Raw genomic sequence first — 23,391 nt, forward strand, 5'->3', positions numbered from 1 at the left:
CGGGACGGCCGCGATGAGCGCGATCGACGACCTGCCGCCGCTGTCCGAGGTGGTCAAGACGCACGGGCTCGACGCCCGCAAGGCGCTCGGCCAGAACTTCCTGTTCGATCTCAACCTCACCGCCCGCATCGCCCGCTCGGCCGGACCGCTCGCCGGGCACACCGTGCTCGAGGTCGGTCCCGGCCCGGGCGGCCTGACCCGGGCGCTGCTCGCGGCCGGAGCGGAGCGCGTCGTGGCGATCGAACGCGACCCGCGCTGCCTTCCGGCGCTCGCCGAAATCGCGGCGCGCTATCCCGGCCGGCTGGAGGTGATCGAGGGTGACGCCCTCGCCATCGACATGGGCGCGCTCGCCGGCGGCCCCGTCCGCATCGTCGCTAACCTCCCCTACAACGTCGGGACGCAGCTCCTGATCGGCTGGCTGTCGCTCGATCCGTGGCCGCCGTGGTGGGCGTCGATGACGCTGATGTTCCAGAAGGAAGTTGCCGAGCGCATCACCGCCGCGGCCGGCGACGACGCCTATGGCCGGCTCGGCGTGCTCGCGGGCTGGCGCAGCATTGCTACGCAGATGTTCGACATCTCGCCGCGCGCCTTCGTGCCGCCGCCGAAGGTGACCTCCACCGTGGTGCACTTCGAGCCGCACCCGGCGCCGCTGCCCTGCCGGCTCGGCGCCCTGGAAGCCGTCACCGCCGCCGCCTTCGGCCAGCGCCGCAAGATGCTGCGCCAGAGCCTGAAGGCGCTCGGCGTCGATCCGATCGCGTTGCTCGCTGCCGTCGAGATCGATCCGACCGCCCGGGCGGAAACGATCCCGGTCGCCGGCTTCGTCGCGCTCGCCAACGCCTTCGACGCCGCCACCGGCCGCGGCTGAGCGCGCAGCCGGGCGATCCCGCTCGTGGTAAACGGGTTTCGCCGAATCTCCATCGAAGTTTACGCAACCGCAACCGTTCACCGACGACTATCGCGCGCAACGGCCGTACTCGGCCTTTCCGACTCGGGGGCTGGGCGATGAAGGTTCAGGGCAAGATTTTCAGTGTGGTCGCCGTGCTGGGCGTGGCGGTGATCGTGACGGGCGCGATCGGCCTCGCGTCGATGAATTCGTTGAACGCGCAGATGGACCGCCTCGACTCGCTCGACCAGCAGGCCTATTTCGCCGAGCGGCTCAACGGCGCGATCACGGCGGTCAACGCTTCGAACCGCGGCATCACCTCGGCGCGCAATGCCGAGGAGAGCGCGGATTACCTGAACGAGATCAAGAAGAACCTCGAGACGCTCAACCAGTCGGTCGCCGACTGGCGCGGCGTCGTCGCCGCCGAGGACATGCCCCTGTTCGAGACGATGGCGCGCGACGTCGGTGCCTATGGTGCCCTGCGGCTCGAGCTCGCCGAATTCGGCGCTCGCGAGGGTGCCGCGGCCGGCATGGCGCGATTGAAGGAGCCCGACGTTCGGGCCAACCGTCAGGCGCTGCAGAAGAGCCTTTCGGAGAACATCGACAAGGTGCGCGGGGCGCTCGATCCACTGCGCGCCGAGAAGGCCGCGAACTACACGACCGCGTTCTGGACCATGCTCGCCTCGGCCGCCCTCGCGCTGCTCGTCGGCGTCGGCATCGCGATCTGGATCGGAACGGCGAAGATGGCCCGGCCGATGACCCGCGTCGCCTCCGCGCTGAAGCAGATGGCGGACGGCAACCTCGCCGTCGCCACCGAGCCGAAGCCGGGCAACGACGAGATCGGCGACCTCTGGCGCACGACGGAGCGCTTCCGCGTCGCCCTCGCCGAGGCCGACCAGCTGAAGCGCGAGCAGGAGGCCACCGAGGCGGCCCGCGCCGCCCAGCGCCGGCAGCTGATGCATCAGGTCGCATCCGACTTCGAACGCGCCGTCGGCGGCATCGTCCAGGGCGTCTCCGCCGCCGCGAACCAGCTCGAAGCCTCGGCCCGCGCCATGGCGCACAGCGCCGAAAGCACCTCCGGCCAGCTCGTCACCGTGGCGAGCGCCTCGGAAGAGGCCTCCGCCAACGTGCAGACCGTCGCCTCCGCCGCCGAGGAACTCAGCGCCTCGGTCGGTGAAATCGGCCGCCAGGTGATGGAATCGGCCCGCATCGCCACCTCCGCCGAAGGCAGCGCCCAGCAGACCTCGTCGAAGGTCGAGCGGCTGTCGGTCGCCGCGACGCGCATCGGCGACATCGTCGGCCTGATCACCACGATCGCCGAGCAGACCAACCTGCTGGCGCTCAACGCCACCATCGAGGCGGCCCGCGCCGGCGAGGCCGGCCGCGGCTTTGCGGTCGTCGCGCAGGAAGTGAAGAACCTCGCCACCCAGACCAGCAAGGCGACCAACGAAATCGCCGGCCAGGTCGCCGAGATCCAGACCTCGACCACCGAGTCGGCGACCGCGATCGGCGCGATCAGCGCGGTGATCAAGGACCTCAACGGCATCGCCACGGCGATCGCCGGCGCGGTGCGCCAGCAGGACGCCGCGACGCAGGAGATCGCCCGCAACGTGCAGGAGGCCTCGCGCGGCACGGGTCAGGTTACGGAGAGCATCGAGACGGTCAGCCGCGCGGCGAGCGACGCGAGTGCCGCCTCGGGTCAGGTGCTGTCGGCGGCCCGCGAACTGTCGCGCCAGAGCGACCTGCTCGGCTCCGAGGTGAACAAGATCCTCTCGACGATCCGCGCCGCCTGATCCTTCCGACCCGGGCGCGGTCGCCGCTTCAGCCGAGCAGTTCGGCGATGAAGTCGGCCACCGCGCCCGAAATCCGTTCGCGCTTCAAGCGCTCGGCGCGCAGGATCGCCTTCAGGTCCGTGAAGGCGCCATCGAGGTCGTCGTTGATGACGACGTAGTCGAAGCGCGGCCATTCCTGCAGTTCCGAGCGCGCGTTGAACAGCCGGCGCTCGATGGCGTCCTCGGGGTCTTCGGCCCGGCGATGCAGGCGCGAGCGCAGCTCGGCCATTGTCGGCGGCAGGATGAAGATCGCCGCGACGTCCTCCTCCATCCGCTCCCTGATCTGCGCCGCGCCCTGCCAGTCGACGTCGAACAGCACGTCGCGGCCGGCAGCCAGCGCCTCCTCGACCTTCGCCCGCGGCGTGCCGTAGTAGTTGCCGTGCACCTCGGCCCATTCGAGCAGGTCGCCGTCCTCGGCCATCGACAGGAAGCGGCGCTTCTCGATGAAATGATAGTGGATGCCGTCGATCTCGCTCGGCCGGCGCGGCCGGGTGGTCACCGACACGGAGAGCTCGATCTCCTTGTCCTGCTCGAGCAGCAGCCGCGACAGCGTGCCCTTGCCGGCGCCGGACGGTGACGAGATCACCATCATCACGCCGCGGCGGGCGAGCCGCGTGTGTCCCGTGGTCTGCACGCCTGCGGTCATGGTGGCCTCGCCTCTCGTCTTCATTCGACGTTCTGCACCTGCTCCTTGAACTGGTCCACCACCGCTTTGAGGGCGAGGCCGATCTCGGTCAGCCGGGTGTCGTTCGACTTGGAGCAGAGCGTGTTGGTTTCGCGATTGAATTCTTGCGCCAGGAAATCGAGCCGCCGGCCGACGGCACCGTCGGCGGCGAGCAGGCCGCGCGCCTGCGCGACATGCGCGCCGAGCCGATCGAGCTCCTCGCGCACATCCGCCTTGGCGGCGATCAGCATCGCTTCCTGGTTCAGCCGCTGCGGATCGAGTTCGGCGCGGCCGAAGAGGGCTGAAAGCTGGTCGGCGAGCCGCGCCCGGATCGCCTCCGGCTGCCGCGCGGGGCAGGCCTCGGCGGCAGCGGCGAGGCTCTCGATCGTGTCGATCTGGCCGGACAGAATGCGGGCGAGCGCCGCGCCTTCCTCGGCGCGCGACGCCTTGAACGCTGTGAGCGCCGTGTCGAAGGCGGCGACCAGCGCCGCGTCGCGCGCCGCCGTGGCGGCTTCGTCGGCGGCGACGGCAACTGGCTCGACCACGCCGCGGACGGCGAGCAGCCCGTCGATCGAGGCCCGGCGCAGGTGCTTCTCGCCCTCATAGCGCTTCGCGGTCTCGACGAGCAGGTCGAGCAGCGTCTGGTTGATCGCATAGCCGCTGGCGGCGCCGTCGCGCTCCAGGGTCAGCGTGCAGTTGACCGAGCCCCGCGCCAGCCCGCCCTGCAGCTTCGCCCGCGCCTGCGCCTCGATCGCCTCGGCGCCCGGCGGCAGCCGCAGGCGCAGGTCGAGCCCGCGGCCGTTCACCGACCGCAGCTCCCAGGCGAAGCGCCACGGGCCGACGTGGCCGTCGTGGCGGGCGAAGCCGGTCATGCTGACGATGGGCATTTTTGCGTTCCGTTCTTCTGTTGTCCGGGCCTGCACCGGACATAGGGCGCAGTCGAAGCGAGGCTTAAAAACCGCCCTCATCCTGAGGAGGCCCGCAAGGGCCGTCTCGAAGGACGAGGGCGGCCCCCATCGTCCGCCAGGTACCGCCCGCGACCGGGCCGCCTCGTCCTTCGAGACGCATCGCCTTCGGCGATGCTCCTCAGGATGAGGCGGGGATGGGTATGGCAGCACGGCGGGATGGCCCCAAGACCAGCCTGCGAAACAGCCCCCGCGCCTACTCCGCCCGCAGCCGCGCCAGCGCCTCCGCCACCTTGTCGCGGCGCTCGGCGTAGCCGTCGCGCTTCTCGCGCTCGGCCTCGACCACCTCTTCCGGCGCGCGGGCGACAAAACTCTCGTTGCCGAGCTTCTTGTCGATGCGGCCGATCTCCTCGCCGAGCTTCACGAGTTCCTTCTCGAGCCGCGCATGCTCGGCGGCGATGTCGACGACGCCGGCGAGCGGCAGGCAGGCGGTCGCCTCGCCGACCACGATCTGCGCCGCCTGCCCCGGCGCCCGGTCGGCGACCGAGACCTCCGAGAGGCGGGCGAGCCGCTTCAGCGCGCCTTCGTGGGTGCCGAGCCGCGCCCGGGTGACGTCGGACGCGCCGACCAGCACCAGCGGCACCAGCGTCGCCGGCGGCACGTTCATCTCCGCCCGCACCGAGCGGATCTCGGTGATCAGCGTCACCAGCCAGTTGATCTCGTCGGCCGCGACGGAGGCGACCACCGGCCGCTCCGGCCAGCGGGTGAGCGCCAGCACGCTCTCGCGCTGCGGGCCGCCGTTTTCGGCGGTGCGCGCCCAGAGTTCCTCGGTGATGAAGGGCATGAAGGGATGCAGCAGCTTCAGAATCTCGTCGATCGCCCACGCCGTCGTCGCCCGCACCTCGTCCTTCGCCGGCCCGTCCTCGGCGGTGAGGATGGGCTTTGCGAGTTCGAGGTACCAGTCGCAGAAGCTGTTCCAGACGAAGCCGTAGGCGACCGCCGCCGCATCGTTGAAACGGTAGGCGTCGACGGCGGCCGCGATGCCTTCGGCGGCCTTCGCCACTTCCACGACGATCCAGCGGTCGATGGTTTCGGTGACGGCGTCCGGATCGAAGCCGGCGGTGCGCACGCAGCCGTTCATCTCGGCGAAGCGCACGGCGTTCCAGAGCTTGGTGCCGAAGTTGCGGTAGCCGGCGACGCGGGCCGGCGCGAGCTTGATGTCGCGGCCCTGGGCGGCCATCGCGGTCAGCGTGAAACGCAGCGCGTCGGCGCCGTACTCGTCGATCAGGACGAGCGGGTCGAGCACGTTGCCCTTCGACTTCGACATCTTCGCCCCCTTCTCGTCACGGACGAGGGCGTGGATGTAGACGGTGTGGAACGGCTCCTCGTCCATGAAGTGGAGGCCCATCATCATCATCCGGGCGACCCAGAAGAAGATGATGTCGAAGCCGGTGACGAGCACGTCGGTCTGGTAGTAGCGCGCGAGCTCGGGCGTCTTGTCCGGCCAGCCGAGCGTCGAGAACGGCCACAGGGCGGACGAGAACCAGGTGTCGAGCACGTCCTCGTCGCGGGTGAGGAAGATCGCGCAGCGCTCCGGATCGCCGGCGAGCAGGCGCGCCTCCTCGTCGGTGAACATGCCGGTCGTCACATAGTGCGCCAGCGCCTCGCCGATCGCCTCGGCCTCGGTCTCGGCGACGAAGATGCGGCCGTCCGGGCCGTACCAGGCCGGGATCTGGTGGCCCCACCAGAGCTGGCGCGAGATGCACCAGGGCTGGATGTTCTCCATCCACTCGAAATAGGTCTTGTCCCAGTTCTTCGGCACGAAGTTGGTGCGGCCGGCGCGGACGCTGGCGATCGCAGGCTTCGCGAGTTCGTGGGCGTTGACGTACCACTGGTCGGTGAGGAACGGCTCGATCGGCACGCCGCCACGGTCGCCGTGCGGCACCATGTGGACGTGCGGCTCGATCTTCTCGAGGAAGCCGGCCTCCTCGAAGATCCGCACGATCAGCTTGCGCGCCTCGAAGCGGTCGAGGCCGTGCAACTGGTCCCAGACCCCGCGCTGCATCTCGGTCGGCTCGAGGCCGGCGAGGAAGTCCTCGTTGCCGTGGAGCACGACCTTGCCCTCGACGTCGAGGATGCTGATCGCGGCGAGGTCGTGCCGGCGGCCGACTTCGAAATCGTTGAAGTCGTGTGCCGGCGTGATCTTGACCGCGCCGGTGCCCTTCTCGGGGTCCGAATACTCGTCGGCGACGATCGGGATCAGCCGGCCGACGATCGGCAGCAGCACCTTGGCGCCATTGGCGACCAGCTCGCGGTAGCGGTTGTCGTCCGGGTGCACCGCGACGGCGGTGTCGCCGAGCATGGTCTCCGGCCGGGTGGTCGCGACGGTGATGTAGTCGCGCATCTCGAACTCGGTCGGGCTGCCGTCCTCGTCCCAGGCGATCGGGGCGGCATAGGTCGCGCCGTCCGCGAGCGGATAGCGGAAGTGCCAGAGGTTGCCCTTCACCTCGGTCTGCACGACCTCGAGGTCGGAGATCGCGGTGAGCAGCTTCGGGTCCCAGTTGACGAGGCGCTTGTCCTTGTAGATCAGCCCCTCGCGGTAAAGCTGCACGAACACCCTGGCGACGGCCTTCGACAGGCCCTCGTCCATGGTGAAGCGCTCGCGCGACCAGTCGCACGAGGCGCCGAGGCGCTGCAGCTGGTTGACGATGGTGCCACCGGATTCGGCCTTCCAGCTCCAGACCTTGTCGACGAAGGCGGCGCGGCCGATGTCGCGGCGGCCGGGCTCCTGGCGCTCGGCGAGCTGGCGCTCGACCACCATCTGCGTCGCGATGCCGGCATGGTCGAGGCCCGGCTGCCACAGCACGTCGCGCCCGCGCATACGCATCAGCCGCACCAGCACGTCCTGCAGCGTGTTGTTGAGCGCATGGCCCATGTGCAGCGAGCCGGTGACGTTCGGCGGCGGGATGACGATCGTGTAGGGCTCGGCGCCGGCTACGGCACCGGCGCCGGCCTTGAACGCACCGGCCGCCTCCCAGGCGGCGGCGACGCGGGGCTCGACGGCGGCGGCATCGAAAGTCTTGTCCAGCATGGGATGTTCGTCTTCGTCTCTGCGGGCGGTATGCATGGGTGTAAAGCCGACCGGCGCCGCCAAGTCAACGCGGGCGACGGGCGGGCCGGGTCGCGCAAGCAAGGCACGGCGCCGGCAACCCCTTCTCCCCTTGCGGGAGAAGGTGGCGCGCAGCGCCGGATGAGGGGGCGGGCTCGCCGCAATCTCAGAGCCCGCGGTGAGGCTCTAACCCCTCATCCGCCCTTCGGGCACCTTCTCCCACAAGGGGAGAAGGGCAAGAGTGCAAGTCTCACAAGCAGATGACTCTGGCGGAAGCCGGGCTGTTGCGTTGGCACGGCGCCGGCACCCCCTTCTCCCCTCGCGGGAGAAGGTGGCGCGGAGCGCCGGATGAGGGGGGCGGGCTCGCCGCAATCTCAGAGCCCGCGGCGAGGCCGCAACCCCTCATCCGCCCTTCGGGCACCTTCTCCCACAGGGAGAAGGGATTTTCCCAAAACCTCACACCCGGACCGGCTCCGGGTGGCCGACGATGCGCAGGATCTCGGGCCATTTCGCACGCACGGCGCGCTCCAGTCCGTCCACCGCCTCGTGCACGACGGCGGTCTTCGTCGCCCCCGGCAGGCGGCAGTGGAAGGCGACGAAGAGGCCGTCGCCGAGGATGCGGACGCGGACGTTGTGCACGTCGGTGATGGCGTGCGGGCCGGCGGCGGCGGCGAGGTCGGCGCGGATCGCCTCGGCGGTGGCGGGATCGGCGGCGGCGCCCGGCAGCAGGTCCGGCATCAGCGATTCCAGATGGGTCTCGACCTCGATGTCGTAGCCGAGTTCGGCGCGGATCGCCTCCTCCACCGCGCTCGCCTCCTCGTGCGCCTCGCCGAGCGGCAGGTCGCCGGCGACCTCGATGTCGAGGCTGATCGAGAGGCGGCCGCCGAGGTCGGCCGCAAGATGCTGGATGGTGACGTGGTGGACCGGGATGCCGACGCGGCTCGCGGCGAGCAGCACCCGCTCGCGCACCGTCTCGTCGTCGACCGCGATCGGACGGGCGTTGAAGACGACGTTGGCGCCGGCGACGTCGGTCTCGACGGCGCGCCGCACCGCGGCTTCCAGCGCCGCGATCCCCTCGAAGCCGAAGGTGCGCGGCACGTCCACGGCGACCTCGACGAAGCTCTTCGGCCCGACGTGGCGCACCCGCACCGCCGCCACGGTGACAACGCCGGGCAGGTCCTCGATCGCGCGGGTGAGCGCCTTGACGAGGCCAGCCGGTACCGCGTCGACCAGTTCGTCGACGGTGTTCTTCATCAGCCGCAGCGCCAGCACGGCGATCAGCACGGCGACCGCGATCGCCGCCGCCGGATCGCCCCACCAGAAGCCGGCGAGCGTGAGCAGGAAGCCGCCGATCACGGCGAAGGAGGAGATGACGTCGGAGCCGAAGTGCAGTGCATCGGCGGCGAGCGCCTTGCTGCCGGTTTCCTTGGCGACGCGCGAGAGCGCACGGGCGCGCCAGGTGTTGATGACGATCTCGACGCCGAGCACCGCGAAGGCGATCCACGAGAGGTTCGGCGGCGGCGCGACTTCGAACAGCCGGCGCACCGCCTCGACCATCACACCGCCGGCGAGCAGCAAGAGCAGCGTCGCCTCGGCGAGCGCGGCGACCGATTCGAACTTGCCGTGGCCGTAGGGGTGATTGTCGTCGGCCGGGCGGTCGGAATAGCGGACGGCGATCAGGGTGATCGCGGTGGCGAGGAAGTCGGTGCCGGAATGGAAGGCGTCGGTGATCAGCGCCAGCGAGCCGATCATCAGGCCGACGGCGAGCTTCGCCCCCGCGAGCGACAGGCTCGCGACCAGCGAGATCAGGGCGACGCGTTCCTTCTTGGTCAAAAGCCCCTCCCGCCTCGATCTCGGCACGGCGTCCACGGTTGGCACCCTGCCGATGCGGCAAGGAACGGTCCGGGGCAATGGCACCGATGCATGGCCGCCGCGCGTCGGGCGCGGCGCAGGACGCAAGCGCATAGCAGAAACCGGGCGGCGATACCCGCCTCAGCGTCCCCCGGCGGGTCTTTCCACGAAGATCTTCACCCGGTCGGCCCGGCCGGCGGCGTCGATCACCGCGATCGAGACGAAGCCGGCGCCCTTCGGCTCGAAGCTCAGCGTGCGGGCGAAGGGATCGGGCGGCAGCGGCTCGCCGTCGACGAACCAGGTGAACGGCGCCGTGCCGCTGCGCACTTTCAGCGGCAGCGGCGCCATCCGGCCACCGGGCAGCGCGAGCTCGATCCGCGCGCCGTCGGGCGGATAGGCGATGTCCGGCCCTGCCCCGGCGGTTGCCCCGGCGGATGCGGGCTCCGCGGCGCGCCGGGAGGCGAAGCGGCGCAGCGGCGGTGGCAAGTCGGCGGCGGCGACAGTGAGCAGGCCCGCCGGCGCCGGCGGCAGCGGCACGGCGCCGCCGGCCCGCACGAAGGCGTCGCGCAGGATCGGCACCGCGACTTCGACACCGACGAGGCCGGGAACCGGCGCGCCGTCGGCCCGCCCCGCCCAGACGCCGATGACGTGGCGGCCGTCGTAGCCGATCGCCCAGGCGTCGCGGTAGCCGTAGGAGGTGCCGGTCTTGATCGCGACGCGGCTCGCGGTGGTGGTGATGCCCGGCCCGCCGGCGAGGATCGCGGTGATGTAGGCGGCCGAGCGCGGATCGAGCACCGGGCGGGCGTCGGCGACCGGGCCGCTTTCGCCCGGCCGGTCGGAGAGGCGCACCGGCATGCCGCCGCGGGCGAGCGCGGCATAGAGCGTCACGAGATCCTCGAGCGTCAGCCCGACGCCGCCGAGGCCGATGGCGAGGCCGGGCGGCGACAGGTCGGACAGCGCCGGCCGCACCCCGGCTCGGCGCATGCGCGCGATCAACCGCGCCGGCCCGACCGCATCCAGCACCTCGACCGCCGGCACGTTGAGCGACAGCTCCAGCGCCCGGCGGATCGGCAGCGTGCCGTGGAAGACGCGGTCGAAGTTTTTCGGCGCATAGCCGGCAAAGCCGGTCGGCCGGTCCTCGACCAGGGTTTCCGGATGCGCGATGCCGGCGTCGAAGGCGAGGCCGTAGATGAAGGGCTTCAGCGTCGAGCCCGGCGAGCGCAGCGCTCGCGTCATGTCGACGAAGCCCTTGCGCGGCTCGTCGAACAGGCCGGCGGAGCCGACCGAGGCGCGGATCTCGCCGGTCGCGTGGTCGGCGACGACGATGGCGATCGAGACGCGGGAGCCGATCGCGGGGGCACGCTCGGTGGCGAGCCGTTCGAGCTCGCCTTGCAGATGCGCGTCGAGCGTCAGCGGGACGACGCTGCCGGGCGCCGCTCCGGCGGCCGCGCGCTCTGCGGACTGAGCCGCGAGAATCGGGAAGTCGCGGCGGCGGGTCGGGATCGGCTCGCGCTCGGCGGCGGCGGCCGCGTCCGCCGTGAGGATGCCGGCGCCGACGGCACGCTGCAGCACGCGGCTGCGCGCGGCGCGGGCGGCGTCCGGGTGGCGGTCGGGCCGGCGCAGTTCGGGCGCCTGCGGCAGGGCGACCAGCAGCGCCGCCTCGGCCGGGGTGAGCCGGCGCGGCTCCTTGCCGAACCAGGCGAGCGATGCGGCGCGGACGCCTTCGAGATTGCCGCCGAACGGCGCCAGCATCAGGTAGGCGTCGACGATCTCGGCCTTGCCATAGCGCCGCTCCAACGCCAGCGCGTCGAGCATCTGGCTGAGCTTGCCTGGCGCCGTGCGGGTGTGGCGCCGCGCGGCGAGCCGGGCGACCTGCATCGTCAGCGTCGAACCGCCGGAGACGATCCGCCCATGCCGCACCAGCTGCCACGCCGCCCGGCCGACGGCGGCGACATCGACGCCGCGGTGGGCCCGGAACCGCCGGTCCTCGTAGGCCTCCAGCATGGCGAGATAGGTCGCATCGACGGTCGCGGCGTTCGCCGGCAGCCGCCAGAGCCCGTCGGCGACGACGAAGGGGCGGAGCAGGGCGTCGTTGCGGTCGACGACGGCGACGGAGGCCGGGGCGACGAGGTCGGGCGCGCGGCGGGTGGCGACGGCCTCGCGCAGCGCGAGCGGTGCCGCGGTGGCGACGAGGCCGAGCAGGATGAGGACGGCGAGGTGGGGTTTCATGGGGGGGTGGGGTGGATTGATCGCGCGGCCTCAGACCGCGGCGGGCTCCCCCCCTCCCTGACCCTCCCCCTCGAGGGGGGAGGGGAAATCAGCGTCTGAACGAGGATAGATGGAACCGCAAGCGCGTTGGCCTGGCTGTCTTCGGATGCACGAGCCTCACCATCCCCTCCCCCCTCGAGGGGGAGGGTCAGGGAGGGGGGGACTATCCGCGACGAACGATCCAACGTTCCGATACTCCCCGTGAGCATCGGCACAACCCCCACCCCCTTCACTGCACCGGCCCGACGATCTCGACCCGCCCGCTGTCGGTCCGCGCCCGCTTCTCCGGCCGGTACATGTCCTCGACGCTCGCCGCCGGGTGGGCGAAGGCGCCGGGGGCGATGGCGCGGACCATGTAGGCGAGCTGGAACTCGGTCGGGTCGCCGCCGGTGCGGTCGAGCGCGGCGACGAAGCGGTCGGCGCGGAACTCGGTGCGGGCGACCGCGGCCTGCAGGTCGAGGCCGGCGAGCGCGGAAACGTCGCCGGCGCTGATCAGGTTCGGGTTGTCGATCGCGAACCCGGCCGGCAACGGATCTGAGACGACCAGCCGTGCCGCGACCTGCTCGGTCGAGGTGACGGTGATCACCGCGACGAGGCGGTCACCGAGCTTGACGGCCGCCGGATCGACGGCGTTGCCGTCGAGGTCGAGGTATTCGCGGACGATTCCATAGCCCTCGCCGCCGGCCGGCTCCGGCACGGCGGGAGCGCCGAGCGCGGTGATGCGGGCCTCGATGCGGCGGTCGCCGCGGTTCTCGATCACGAGCGGCGACGCGGCGAGCTCGATCGCCGAGAGGTTGCGGGTGAAGACGCCGTCGACGGGGCGGCCGTCGATGGCGAGGCGCGGCCGTGCTTCGCCGGTCAGCAGCGCGTTGGCGGCGAGCAGCATCCAGGCCTGTTCCTGGGTGCTGGTGTAGCGGCGGCCGGCCTGGGCGGCGGCGAGCGACGCGGCGAGGTCGCCGAGGTCGACGCCGTCGCTGCGGGTCTCGGAGGCAAGCGTCAGCACGGCGGCGCCGTCGCGCAGGTCGGAGCCGTAGTCGGAGCGCCAGCCGCGGTCGCTCTCGCCCCGCTTCAGCGCCGCGATGGCGGACTGGAAGACCGTCGCCGCGCGCGGGTTGTCGCCGTAGAGCGCGAGCGCCGCGCCGATCTGTGCCCGGGCGAGCGGGGTGGCGAAGTTCTCCAGCTTCGCTTCGCCGTAGTAGCGCAGGTCGCCGATCGAGGCGCGGCCGTTGCGGGCGAGCACATAGAGCGCATAGGCGACGTCCTGGCCACCCCAGCTGAAGTCGGAGGCGTAGGCGATCTGGTTGCGCAGGTTGGTGACCGCGAGGTCGAAGGCGATGTCCGGGACGGCGTAGCCCTTTTCCCGGGCGCGGGTCAGGAAGTCGGTGACGTAGGCGTCGAGCCAGGTGTCGCCGCTGCCCGGCGCCCAGAGGCCGAAGGCGCCGCTCGACGACTGGTTGGCGAGCACGGCGGTGATCGCCTGCTGCACCCGCTCGCGCACCGGCGCCTCGCCGGTGAGGCCGGCGGCGACGATGACATCGTCGAGGTAGACCAGCGGCAGGGCGCGGCTGGTGATCTGCTCGGCGCAGCCATAGGGGTAGCGGTCGAGGGTGCGGACGAGGCCCGGCAGGTCGATGCCGGCGGCGCCACCGACGAGCACGCTCGCCGCGCCGGAGCCCGGCACGAAGTCGGCGAACACGCCGTCGTCGAGGGTGATCGTGCCGGCGGTTTCGAGCGGCAGCGACCAGGAGCGCACCACCGGCGGTTCGTTGGCGCGCACGCCGAGCGTCAGCCGTTTTGTCAGGACCGTGCCGTCCGGCGTCGTCAGCGCGACGTCGATGGTCTCGTCGCCGACCTCGAGGCCGGTGACGGGCACGAGCAGCTGCGTGCGGCCGCCGTCGGCGAGATCGAAGCTGCGCCGGCCGGCGGCGGCGTCGATCTCGACGATGCCGCCGTCCGCCGTGACGGCGATGGACATGGCGCCTGCGGAGCCCTCCAGATGCGTGACGTCGAGCAGCAGGCGCGAGCGGTCGCCGGGCGCGAGGAACGCCGGCAGGCTCGCGTTCACCACCACCGGATCACGCACCAGCACCTCGCGCTCGCCGTGGCCGACGCCGGTCTTCGACCACGCCTGCACCATGATGCGGACGGAGCCGTTGAAATCCGGGATCGGCACCGAAAGCTCGACCTTGCCGTCGGCGCCGACGCGGGTGACGCCCTGGAAGAAGGCGACGAGCTGTTCGGTCGGCGGCGTGCCGGAGAAGCGCGACAGGCCTGAGCCGTCGCCGCCGGAGCGGACCACGCCGCGGCTGCCGATCATGCGGTCGATCAGTTGCCCGTAGAGGTCGCGGATCTCCATGCCGAGCCGGCGCTGGCCGAAGTACCAGCCGTCCGGATCGGGGGTGGCGAAGCGGGTCAGGTTGAGGATGCCGACATCGACGGCGGCGACGGTCACGTAGGCCTCCTCGCCGGCCGGCAGGTTGGCGAGCGTCACGGCGACGGGCAGATCGCTGCGCGGCGCCGGGTCGGCCGGCAGCTCGATCTCGACGGCGAGGCGGCGGTCGCCGGGGTCGACGCCGGCATAGGTGAGGCCGACGGCCCGGCCCGGCATCCGCTTCGCCTCGAGGTCCATCGGGCGGAACAGCGACGCTGTGACATAGGCGCCGGGGCCCCAGGCGTCGGTGACGGGGAACTCGATCGTGGTGCCTTCGAGCGGCACCTCGACGCTCTGCATCGCGATCAGGCGGTCGTCGACCACCTGCACCAGCGCGACGCCGGCGAAGCGCGGCTCGATGCGCGCGCGCACGGTGTCGCCGATCCGGTAGCGCGGCTTGTCGAGCGTCACCTTGATCGCGTCGGGCGTGTCCTCGGCCGCGGGCGCGACGTACCAGCCGGCCTCGAAGCTCATGCTGGCCGGCAGCAGCGCGCCGGAGGGGTCGCGCACGGCGAGTTCGTACTCGCCCCATTCGACCCGCGCCTCGACGCGCGGGCGCTCGCCGGCGGCGACGTCGACGGTGCCGTCGGCAACCCGGGTGCGGACCTTCACCTGCTCGAAGTTCCACTCGCCGTCGGCGCTGTACCACTGGAACTGCGTCTCGACCTTCGACAGCGTCCACGCGAGGCCGCCCGCGGCCGTCGCGGCGCCGTCGGCGCCCACGGCGACGATGGCGATGGTCGCATTGCCGCCCTCGTCCACCGCGCCGTCGAAGGCCGGGTCGAGGCCGATGCGACCTTGCGATGCGGCAACCGGCAGCACCGCCTGGCGCTCGACCGGGCGGCCGGAGGTGTCGAGCACGCGGATGGAGAGCTGGGCCTCCAGCGGCAAGCTGGTCGCCGGCGCCTCGGGGGCGGTGAGCGGCAGCGTCGCCCGGCCCGTCTCATCGGTGGAAACGCCAGAGAGATAGGAGATCGCGGGATCGAAGGTCTCGCCGGCGGTGCCGAAGCGGACGCCCGGGAAGGCGGCGAGGCCGGCGGCGGGGCGGAACAGCACGGTGCCCTCGACGGCGAGCCCCGGCGCCGGGGCGCCGTAGAGGTAGCGCACGTCGAGATCGACGGCGCCGGGCGCCTCGGGATCGAAGCTCTCGCCTTCGGGGGCAAGGTCGAAGGTCAGGCGCTCGGGCACGAAGTCCTCGACGAGGAACATCGCCTCGGCGAGCGACGGCCCCTTCGGATCGGTATAGGCGGCGACGCGCCAGCTGCCGCGCATCGCGCCCTCGGGGAGCGACAGGGCGAGGTCGCGCCCGCCGAGGCCGGCGTCGGCGACCAGCTCGCGGCCGTGCTCGACACCGTCGGGCCGGATGGTGACCAGCGTCAGGGCGACGCCGCCGAGGGCGGTCGCGGTCGGATCGCGCGCCAGCGCCGTGACGTGCACGGTCTCGCCGGGGCGGTAGACGCCGCGCTCCGTCGTCATGAACACGTCGACGGGGGCCGGCGGCGTGCGCCCCTCGACGCCGCGATCGGTGAGGTCGAACGGCGCCTTGTTGAGCGCGAGGAAGGAGTAGTCGCCCGCCTCCGTCTCGGCGACCAGCAGCGCCGGCGCGCTGCCGCCCGAGCCGCGCATCAGGCCGGCGTCGAAGCGGGCATAGCCCTCGGCGTCGGCGGTCGCCTCGCCGAGCACCTCGTCGTTCATGGCGATCAGGCGCAGCTTGGCGCCGCCGACCGGGCCGGCGTTCGCCAGCGACCGGGCGAAGGCGTGCAGGCCGTCGTTGCCGGAGAGGGTCGAGAGACCGATGTCGGTGACGACGAACCACTGGGTGGCGTCGGCGCTCCAGCTTTCCGTCTTGCTCGGCACCCGCGCCGTCAGCACGTAGACGCCGGGCTCGAGGTCGGTGACGAGTTCGCCGACGGGCAGCGTCGTGGTGACGTCGCGGTTGAGGTCGCGCGTCACGTCGACGAAGCCGGTCCAGACCTCCTCGCCGGTCTGCTCGGCGATCTCGCCGGCCTCGTACTGTGCGAGCTGGCGCAGGAAGCGGCCGCGGCCGACCTCGGCCGCGAGCGACCGGTCGCCGACGCGCAGCAGCCGCGCCTCGATGGTGTCGACGTTGACGGAAATGACCGGGATGGTCGCCTCGCCGCCGGCCGGCAGCACATAGGCGCGGCCGACGAAGCGGAGCTGCGGGTCGCGGTCGCGCACATAGATGTCGAGGTCAGCGGCGCGCTCCAGCCGCTCGCCGTCGGCGGCCATGATGCCGGGTCGCAAGGTGACGCGGTAGCGCTCGCCATAGGCGACGCCGTCGACACAGACCTGATTGCCTTCGAGCTCGACCGGCAGGCTCTGGCTGCCGTTGACGGTGACAAAGTCGCCGATGTCACCGGGCGGGGCGGCGAGCGTCTCGGTGAAGACGACGCAGATGCGCGGGCTCGCCGACTTGGTGTCGATGGTGTGTTCGGTGACGCGGAATCCGTGCTCGCCGACGAGCTGGTCCAGCCGGGCCGAGAGCACCGGGTCCGGCCGGATGGCGAGGGCGGCGCGCGCGGCCTTGATCGCCGGGCGCCAGACCTCGGCGGCGGCCATCGCCTCGGAGATCAGCTGCAGTCCCTCGAAGCGCTCGTCGTCGGTGACGGCGCGGAGATAAGCACCCACCGCCCCTGCCCGGCTTTCGAGGCGGATTCGCTCGCGCGTCTCCCAGTCGTCGGTGCTGGCCGAGCCGATGGTGCGGGCGAAGGTCGCCCAGATGTCGAAGCGCTCCGGCGCGAGGCGCAGCGCCTCCTTCAGCCGGTTCGATGCGGCGAGCGGATCGGAGGGGGTGATGGCGGCCGCGTCGGCGAGGATCGCGTCGATGGAGCCGGACACGGACTGGCCGGCGATCTCGCCGGCGAGGCGACGGGCCTCGTCGACGTTGCGCTGGGCGAGGAAGCCGAGTTCGGCGAGGCGGGCGGCTTCGGTATCGGCGGTCGCGACCGTGCCCTCGACGATGCGGCCGGAGACGGCGCCGGCGAAGGCGCGCAGGTCGCCGAAGCTCGATTTCAGGAAGCACCAGCGCGCGCTGGTGTTGTAGGTGAAGGCCCGGCAGGCCGTGTCGGCGATGCAGGCCGCCTCGCAGGCGGAAAGGTCGACCTCTTTCAAGGTGCCGAGGTCCTGGCCGAAATAGTCGGCGCCCTCGGTGGTGATCACCCGCCGCTCGGCGGCGCCGGCCGCCGCCGTGAGGCCTGCGCAGAGCACGACGGCCGCGAGAAGCCGGCCGAACCAAGTCGCCGCGATACCCATGCCACACCCCGTCCCGTCGGCCGCCCGTTGCCCGCGCGGCTGCTTCGTCGTTGCGGGAGAGATTAGCAGAGGGCGACCCGGCCGCGAAGTCGGCACGAGGCACGAGAGGGCGATGCCGGATGCCGGGTCAGCGGCCGCGGGCGGTCGTCGCCGGGTCGGCGGCGTCGAGCAGGCGCAGCTGGCCGCGGGCTTCGCCCTGCCAGTGATCGACGGTGAGCACCGCCGCGACGTGGACCGGGCGGTCGCGCGCGCCGAGCAGGAATTCGCCGAGCGGCCGTTCGGCGGCGCGGAACGCCATCGCCTTGATCCGCGCGCCGTCGCTGGAGGCCAGCGTGACGCGGACATGGCCGTGCCCGGCGGGGTCGGCATAGACGATGCGATGGGCGGGAAACACGAACACCGGCTCGGGCTGGCCGGAGCCGAACGGCCCTGCCCGCTCGAGCATCTCGGCCAGCGCGATGTTGGCGCCGCCGGCGGTGAGCGCGCCGTCGACGAGGAACTCGGTGCCGGTGCGGGCCTCGGCGACGTCGGCAGCGAGGCGGCTTTCGAGAAAGGCTTCCAGCGCCTCGATGCCGCCGGGCGCCACGGTGAGGCCGGCCGCCATGGCGTGCCCGCCGCCCTTCAGGAGCAGCCCCTCGTCGACGGCGGCGCGCACGACGCGGCCGAGGTCGACGCCGGCGACGGAACGGCCGGAGCCGGTGCCGCGGCCGTCGGGATCGAGGGCGATGGCGAAGGCCGGGCGGGCGTGCCGCTCTTTCAGGCGGGCGGCGACGAGGCCGACGATGCCCGGGTGCCAGTCGGCCGAGGCGGCGAGAATCACCGCCGGATCGCTGGTGACGAGGCGGACGGCGACGGTCGCCTCGGCTTCCGCCAGCATCGCCGCCTCGATGGCCTGCCGCTCCTTGTTGAGGGCGTCGAGCTCGGTGGCGATGCGGCTCGATTCCAGCATGTCGTCGCTGGTCAGCAGCCGGGCGCCGAGCGCCGCGTCGCCGATGCGGCCGCCGGCGTTGATGCGCGGGCCGATCAGGAAGCCGAGGTGATAGGGGGTCACCGGGCCGTTGAGGCGCACGACGTCGCAGAGCGCCGCGATGCCGCGGTTGGCGCGGGCGCGCATCACCTTCAGCCCCTGCACCACGAAGGCGCGGTTGAGGCCGATGAGGGGGACGACGTCGCAGATGGTGCCGAGCGCGACGAGGTCGAGCAACGCGAAGAGGTCCGGCTCGCCGCCGCCGGCATAGCGGCCGCGCCGGCGCAGCACGCGGTTGACCGCGACCATGCCGAGGAAGGCGACGCCGGCGGCGCAGAGGTGGCCGAGGCCGGAGAGGTCGTCCTGGCGGTTGGGGTTCACCAGCGCCGCGGTCGACGGCAGGGTTTCGCCGGCCTGGTGATGGTCGAACACCACCACGTCGAGCCCGCGTGCCCGCGCCGTCTCGAAGGCCTCGAAGCTGTGCGTGCCGCAGTCGACCGCGATCATCAGGTCGGCGCGCGCGGCGATCTCCTCGACGAGGCGCGGGTTGGGGCCGTAGCCGTCGACGATCCGGTCCGGAATGACGATCTCGGCCTTGATGCCCTGCGCGGCGAGGAAGCGGCTGACGATGGCCGACGAGGTCGCGCCATCGACGTCGTAGTCGCCGAAGATCACGACCCGCGCGCCGGCCGCTACCGCATCGGCGACGCGCTCCGCCGCGGCCTCCATGTCGCGCAAGGTGCCGGGATCGGGCATCAGCGCCTTGAGGCTGGGCGCAAGGAACGCCGCCGCCTCGTCGACGCCGACGCCGCGGGCGGCGAGCACGCGGGCGACCACCTCGGGCACACCCTCGCGCTGGGCGATCGCCCGGGCGATCGGCGCGGCGGCGGGATCGAGACGGTCGATCCAGGCGCGGTCGGAGACCGAGCGGGCGACGTCGAGCACGAAGCGCCGCGGCGTCGCGGCGCCGGCCGCCGCGCCTGTCCCCAGCCCGGTCATTGCCCGCCGTGCTGGGCGTCGTTGCGATGCACCGCCTTGACCGAGCGGACCGTGCCGCTCGCCGAGCGCATCACGATCGAATGGGTGTGGATGCTGTCGGGCCGGAAGCGCACGCCGGTGAGGAAATTGCCGTCGGTGACGCCGGTGGCGGCGAACAGCACGTCGCCCTTCGCCATGTCCTCGAGGGTGTAGACGCGGCGCAGGTCGTCGATGCCCATCGCCTTCGCCTTGCGCACCTGGTCGTCACCGGAGAACATCAGCCGGCCGAGCATCTGGCCGCCGGTGCAGCGCAGCGCCGCCGCCGCGAGCACGCCCTCGGGCGCGCCGCCGGAGCCGAGGTAGATGTCGATGCCGGTCTCCTCCGGATTGGTCGCATGGATGACGCCGGCGATGTCGCCGTCGCCGATCAGCCGGATCGCGGCGCCGGTGGCGCGGACCTCGGCGATCAGCCGGGCATGGCGCGGCCGGTCGAGGATACAGGCGGTGACTTCGTGCACCGGCACGCCCTTCGCGCGCGCGACAGCGGCGATCATGTCGGTGGCCGGCGCGTCGAGGTCGACGAGGCCGGGCGGGTAGCCGGGGCCGACGGCGATCTTTTCCATGTAGATGTTCGGCGTGCGGAGCAGGCAGCCGGGCTGGGCGAGCGCCAGCAGCGACATCGAGTTGGGCAGGTTCTTGGCACAGACGGTGGTCGCCTCGAGCGAATCGACCGCGATGTCGAGCATCGGCCCCTTGCCGGTGCCGACCTCGTCGCCGACGTAGAGCAGCGGCGCCTCGGTCTCGTCGCCCTCACCGATCACCACGGTGGCGCGCACCGGCAACAGGTTGAGCTCCTCGCGCATCGCCTCGACGGCCGCCTGGTCCGCCGCGCGCTCGTCGCCGCGTCCGCGCAGCCGCGCCGCCGCGATCGCCGCCTGCTCCGTGACGCGCACCAGTTCGAGCGTCAGGAAACGCTCGACCTGCTTCTCGTCGGCGATCTTGAGTTTCTTGGCCGCCGCCATGATGGAAAGTCCCCCGTGCCGCATCGCCGGGTCGTTGCCCGGCCCCCGCCTTCCGGCACGATGCGCGACACCGTTTAGCATGGATCGACCCGTGATCGTCACCCCCGCGCACAAGCCCCGGAACGGTACCGCAACCCGGGTGCGGGAGGGGCTCGCGATCAGAGCGATATCCGGGGCAGCCTCGCGACGATGGCCGGATGGAAGAACGACTGCGACGCGACCGGGTCACGGCGATGGGCGAGCGCGATCAGCGACGCCATCGGCAGGTAGCCGTCGATCTGCTCGGTCGTGTCGAGCGTCTCGACCGCATAGGCAAAGCCGCCCGGCCCGAACAGGGCGACGGTGACCGCCGTGCCCGCCAGTTCCCCGGCCAGAGGCACGTGGAAGACATGGCGACCGACAAAGAAGTCGAGCAGGTCGACAACGACGCAAATGACGAACTTGACCCACCACATGGCCCGCCCCCCGGTGATCAAAGGAGCGGAAGGCGCGCCACCATGGCGACCGTCCCCTCACGAGCCGGTCATGGACAGGAGGGGCGGATTTTTGCGGAGGGACTGAAAGTTCTCTTCAGTTGCCGGACCAACCGGGCGGCGACGCCCGCTTCAGAGATCCTCGATCCGGATCAGGCGCGGCGGGGCAACCGTGTGGCCGTCTTCCTCGATCGCCGCCAGGGCGTCGCGGATCTGCACTTCGGTGGTCGCGTAGGTGATCAGGATCACCGGTTGCGGATCCTCCGGCCGCGCCGCGCCGGGGGCTTCGGCGCGCGGCTTGCGGCGGCGCTGGACGATCGATTCGAGCGAGATGCCCTTTTCGGCCATGCGGCCGGCAATGCTGGCGAGGGCGCCGGGCCGGTCGACGACGTCGAGGTGGACGTAATAGCCGCCCTCGTGCGCCAGCATGCCGGCGGAGACGTAGGGCGCGAGGTCGGCGGCCGGGGTGGCGAACACCGGCGAGATGCGGCCGCGCGCGATGTCGACGACATCGGCGAGCACCGACGAGGCGGTCGCGTTGCCGCCGGCGCCGGGGCCGACCAGCACGATCTCGCCGACGACGTCGCCGTCGATCGCGACCGCGTTGAGCACGCCGTCGGTGCGCGCGACCGGCGAGGATTTCGGCATCATCGTCGGGTGGACGCGCTGCTCGATGCCGGTCTCGGTGCGCCGGGCGACGCCGAGCAGCTTGATGCGGTAGCCGAGTTCGTCGGCGGCTTCGATGTCGGCGAGGGTGATCTCGCGGATGCCCTCGACATAGATCGCGCCGGCATCGATCTCGGTGCCGAAGGCGATGCTGGTGAGGATCGACAGCTTGTGCGCGGTGTCGAAGCCGTCGACGTCGAAGGTCGGGTCGGCTTCGGCGTAGCCGAGGCGCTGGGCTTCGGCGAGGCAGGTCTCGAAGGAGAGCTGCTCGCGCTCCATGCGCGTCAGGATGTAGTTGCAGGTGCCGTTGAGGATGCCATAAACGCGGCTGACCGCGTTGCCGGCGAGCGACTCCTTCAGCGTCTTGATCACCGGAATGCCGCCGGCGACCGCCGCCTCGTAACCGAGCGCCACGCCCTGCGCTTCGGCAAGGCGCGCGAGGTCGAGGCCGGCGGCGGCGAGCAGCGCCTTGTTGGCGGTGACCACCGGCTTGCCGGCGGCGAGCGCCGCGCGGACGCTGGCTTCCGCCGCGCCGCCGGCGCCGCCCATCAGTTCGACGAAGAGATCGATGTCCGGGTCGGCGGCGAGTGCTGCCGGGTCGTCGAACCAGCGCACCTTGCCGAGGTCGAGGCCGCGGTCGCGGCTGCGGTCGCGGGCCGAGACCGCGACGATCTCGATCGGACGGCCGGCGCGTGCGGCGAGGAGACCGCCCTGCCGTTCCACGAGGGAAAAGAAGGACGCGCCGACGGTGCCGAGGCCCGCCAGCCCCAGGCGGAGCGGAGTGCGCATGAAAACCCTTGAAACCCTGAAAAACCAACGCTTCCGATCAGCGCGCGGCGCTGATCGGGATGACGTTGTGCATGGTTTCGTCCGCCGTTTCAAGGAAGCGGCGGATGCCGCGCGCCGCCTGGCGGATGCGCTGCTCGTTCTCGACGAGGGCGATGCGCACGAAGCCGTCGCCGTGCTCGCCGAAGCCGATGCCCGGCGCGACCGCGACGTCGGCCTTCTCGATCAGCAGCTTCGAGAACTCGAGGCTGCCGATCTCGCGGAACTTCTCGGGCAGCGGCACCCAGGCGAACATCGAGGCCTGCGGCACCGGGATCTGCCAGCCGGCGCGGCCGAAGCTGTCGACCAGCACGTCGCGGCGGCGGCGGTAGACGGCGCGCACCTCGTTGATGCACTCCTCCGAGCCGTTGAGCGCCGCGGTCGCCGCCACCTGGATCGGCGTGAAGGCGCCGTAGTCGAGGTAGGATTTCACCCGCGACAGCGCGGCGATCAGCCGCTCGTTGCCGACGGCGAAGCCCATGCGCCAGCCGGCCATCGAGAACGACTTCGACATCGAGGTGAACTCGACGCAGACGTCCATCGCGCCCGGCACCTGCAGCACCGACGGCGGCGGCGTGGTGTCGAAGTAGATCTCCGAATAGGCGAGGTCGGACAGGATGAAGATGTCGTGGCGTTTCGCGAAGGCGACGACGTCGCGGTAGAAGTCGAGGTCGACGACGCAGGCGGTCGGGTTCGACGGATAGCAGAGGATCAGCGCGATCGGCTTCGGCGTCGAGAACAGCACGGCCCGCTCGAGCGCCCTGAAGAATTCCGGGCCCGGCTCGACCGGCACCGAACGGATCACGCCGCCGACCATCAGGAAGCCGAAGGCGTGGATCGGGTAGCTCGGGTTCGGGCAGATGATGACGTCGCCGGGCGCGGTGATCGCCTGCGCCATGTTGGCGAAGCCTTCCTTTGAGCCCAGTGTTGCGACGACCTGGGTATCCGGATTGAGCTTCACGCCGAACCGGCGGCCGTAATAGTTCGCCTGCGCCTTGCGCAGCCCGCTGATGCCGCGCGAGGCGGAGTAGCCGTGCGTATCCGGGCGCTGCACCGTCTCGATCAGCTTGTCGACGATATGCTTCGGCGTCGGCTGGTCCGGATTGCCCATGCCGAGGTCGACGATGTCGGCTCCTGCGGCCCGCGCGCTCGCCTTCAGCCGGTTGACCTGCTCGAAAACGTAGGGCGGAAGCCGCTTGATCTTGTGGAACTCATCCATCGTCTTGATCCGTTGCGTGAAAAGG

13 protein-coding genes are annotated in these 23,391 nt (G+C 71.6%); 2 read left to right on the forward strand and 11 right to left on the reverse strand.

Features of this window, described 5'->3' with window-relative positions; genetic code table 11:
- The first annotated feature begins 13 nt into the window (after positions 1 to 13).
- Both rsmA and I5731_RS17920 read left to right on the forward strand, forming a co-directional pair.
- Complete coding sequence (rsmA, locus tag I5731_RS17915; RefSeq protein WP_197312785.1) at positions 14 to 865, forward strand: 16S rRNA (adenine(1518)-N(6)/adenine(1519)-N(6))-dimethyltransferase RsmA; 852 nt, start codon at positions 14 to 16, stop codon at positions 863 to 865.
- Between the two features lie 137 nt (positions 866 to 1,002).
- Positions 1,003 to 2,676 (forward strand): methyl-accepting chemotaxis protein, encoded by a 1,674-nt coding sequence (locus tag I5731_RS17920; protein WP_197312786.1) that lies wholly within the window; start codon positions 1,003 to 1,005, stop codon positions 2,674 to 2,676.
- Positions 2,677 to 2,704: 28 nt separating this feature from the next.
- On the opposite strand, the gene gmk is transcribed toward I5731_RS17920, so the two are convergent.
- From gmk to I5731_RS17975, 11 genes are all read right to left on the reverse strand, one after another.
- A complete protein-coding gene (gmk, locus tag I5731_RS17925) occupies positions 2,705 to 3,361 on the reverse strand; it encodes a guanylate kinase (protein ID WP_197312787.1) in 657 nt (218 codons plus the stop codon).
- A gap of 20 nt (positions 3,362 to 3,381) precedes the next feature.
- Positions 3,382 to 4,266: a YicC/YloC family endoribonuclease gene (locus I5731_RS17930; RefSeq protein ID WP_197312788.1), complete on the reverse strand. Its 885-nt coding sequence runs from the start codon at positions 4,264 to 4,266 to the stop codon at positions 3,382 to 3,384.
- 274 nt (positions 4,267 to 4,540) lie between these two features.
- Positions 4,541 to 7,375, reverse strand: a complete 2,835-nt coding sequence (locus tag I5731_RS17935; protein WP_197312789.1) for a valine--tRNA ligase — start codon at positions 7,373 to 7,375, stop codon at positions 4,541 to 4,543.
- 474 nt (positions 7,376 to 7,849) lie between these two features.
- Positions 7,850 to 9,226, reverse strand: a complete 1,377-nt coding sequence (locus I5731_RS17940) for a cation diffusion facilitator family transporter (RefSeq protein ID WP_235981896.1) — start codon at positions 9,224 to 9,226, stop codon at positions 7,850 to 7,852.
- 159 nt (positions 9,227 to 9,385) lie between these two features.
- Entirely contained in the window at positions 9,386 to 11,473 is a 2,088-nt protein-coding gene (gene pbpC / locus I5731_RS17945; protein ID WP_197312791.1) for a penicillin-binding protein 1C, read from the reverse strand.
- Between the two features lie 268 nt (positions 11,474 to 11,741).
- Entirely contained in the window at positions 11,742 to 17,216 is a 5,475-nt protein-coding gene (locus I5731_RS17950) for an alpha-2-macroglobulin family protein (protein WP_197312792.1), read from the reverse strand.
- Between the two features lie 127 nt (positions 17,217 to 17,343).
- The gene (recJ, locus tag I5731_RS17955; protein ID WP_197312793.1) at positions 17,344 to 19,182 is read right to left on the reverse strand and encodes a single-stranded-DNA-specific exonuclease RecJ; all 1,839 of its coding nucleotides are present in this window, start codon (positions 19,180 to 19,182) and stop codon (positions 17,344 to 17,346) included.
- The gene (gene glpX, locus I5731_RS17960) at positions 19,179 to 20,183 is read right to left on the reverse strand and encodes a class II fructose-bisphosphatase (protein ID WP_197312794.1); all 1,005 of its coding nucleotides are present in this window, start codon (positions 20,181 to 20,183) and stop codon (positions 19,179 to 19,181) included. Before glpX ends, recJ begins: the two co-directional genes overlap by 4 nt.
- A gap of 158 nt (positions 20,184 to 20,341) precedes the next feature.
- Positions 20,342 to 20,638, reverse strand: a complete 297-nt coding sequence (locus I5731_RS17965) for a hypothetical protein (RefSeq protein ID WP_197312795.1) — start codon at positions 20,636 to 20,638, stop codon at positions 20,342 to 20,344.
- Between the two features lie 150 nt (positions 20,639 to 20,788).
- Entirely contained in the window at positions 20,789 to 22,111 is a 1,323-nt protein-coding gene (locus I5731_RS17970; protein WP_197312796.1) for a homoserine dehydrogenase, read from the reverse strand.
- 37 nt (positions 22,112 to 22,148) lie between these two features.
- Positions 22,149 to 23,366, reverse strand: a complete 1,218-nt coding sequence (locus I5731_RS17975; RefSeq protein ID WP_197312797.1) for an LL-diaminopimelate aminotransferase — start codon at positions 23,364 to 23,366, stop codon at positions 22,149 to 22,151.
- Positions 23,367 to 23,391: the final 25 nt, after the last annotated feature.

The sequence above is a fragment of the Methylobrevis albus genome, from assembly GCF_015904235.1.
GTDB classification, from domain to species: Bacteria; Pseudomonadota; Alphaproteobacteria; order Rhizobiales; family Pleomorphomonadaceae; genus Methylobrevis_A; species Methylobrevis_A albus.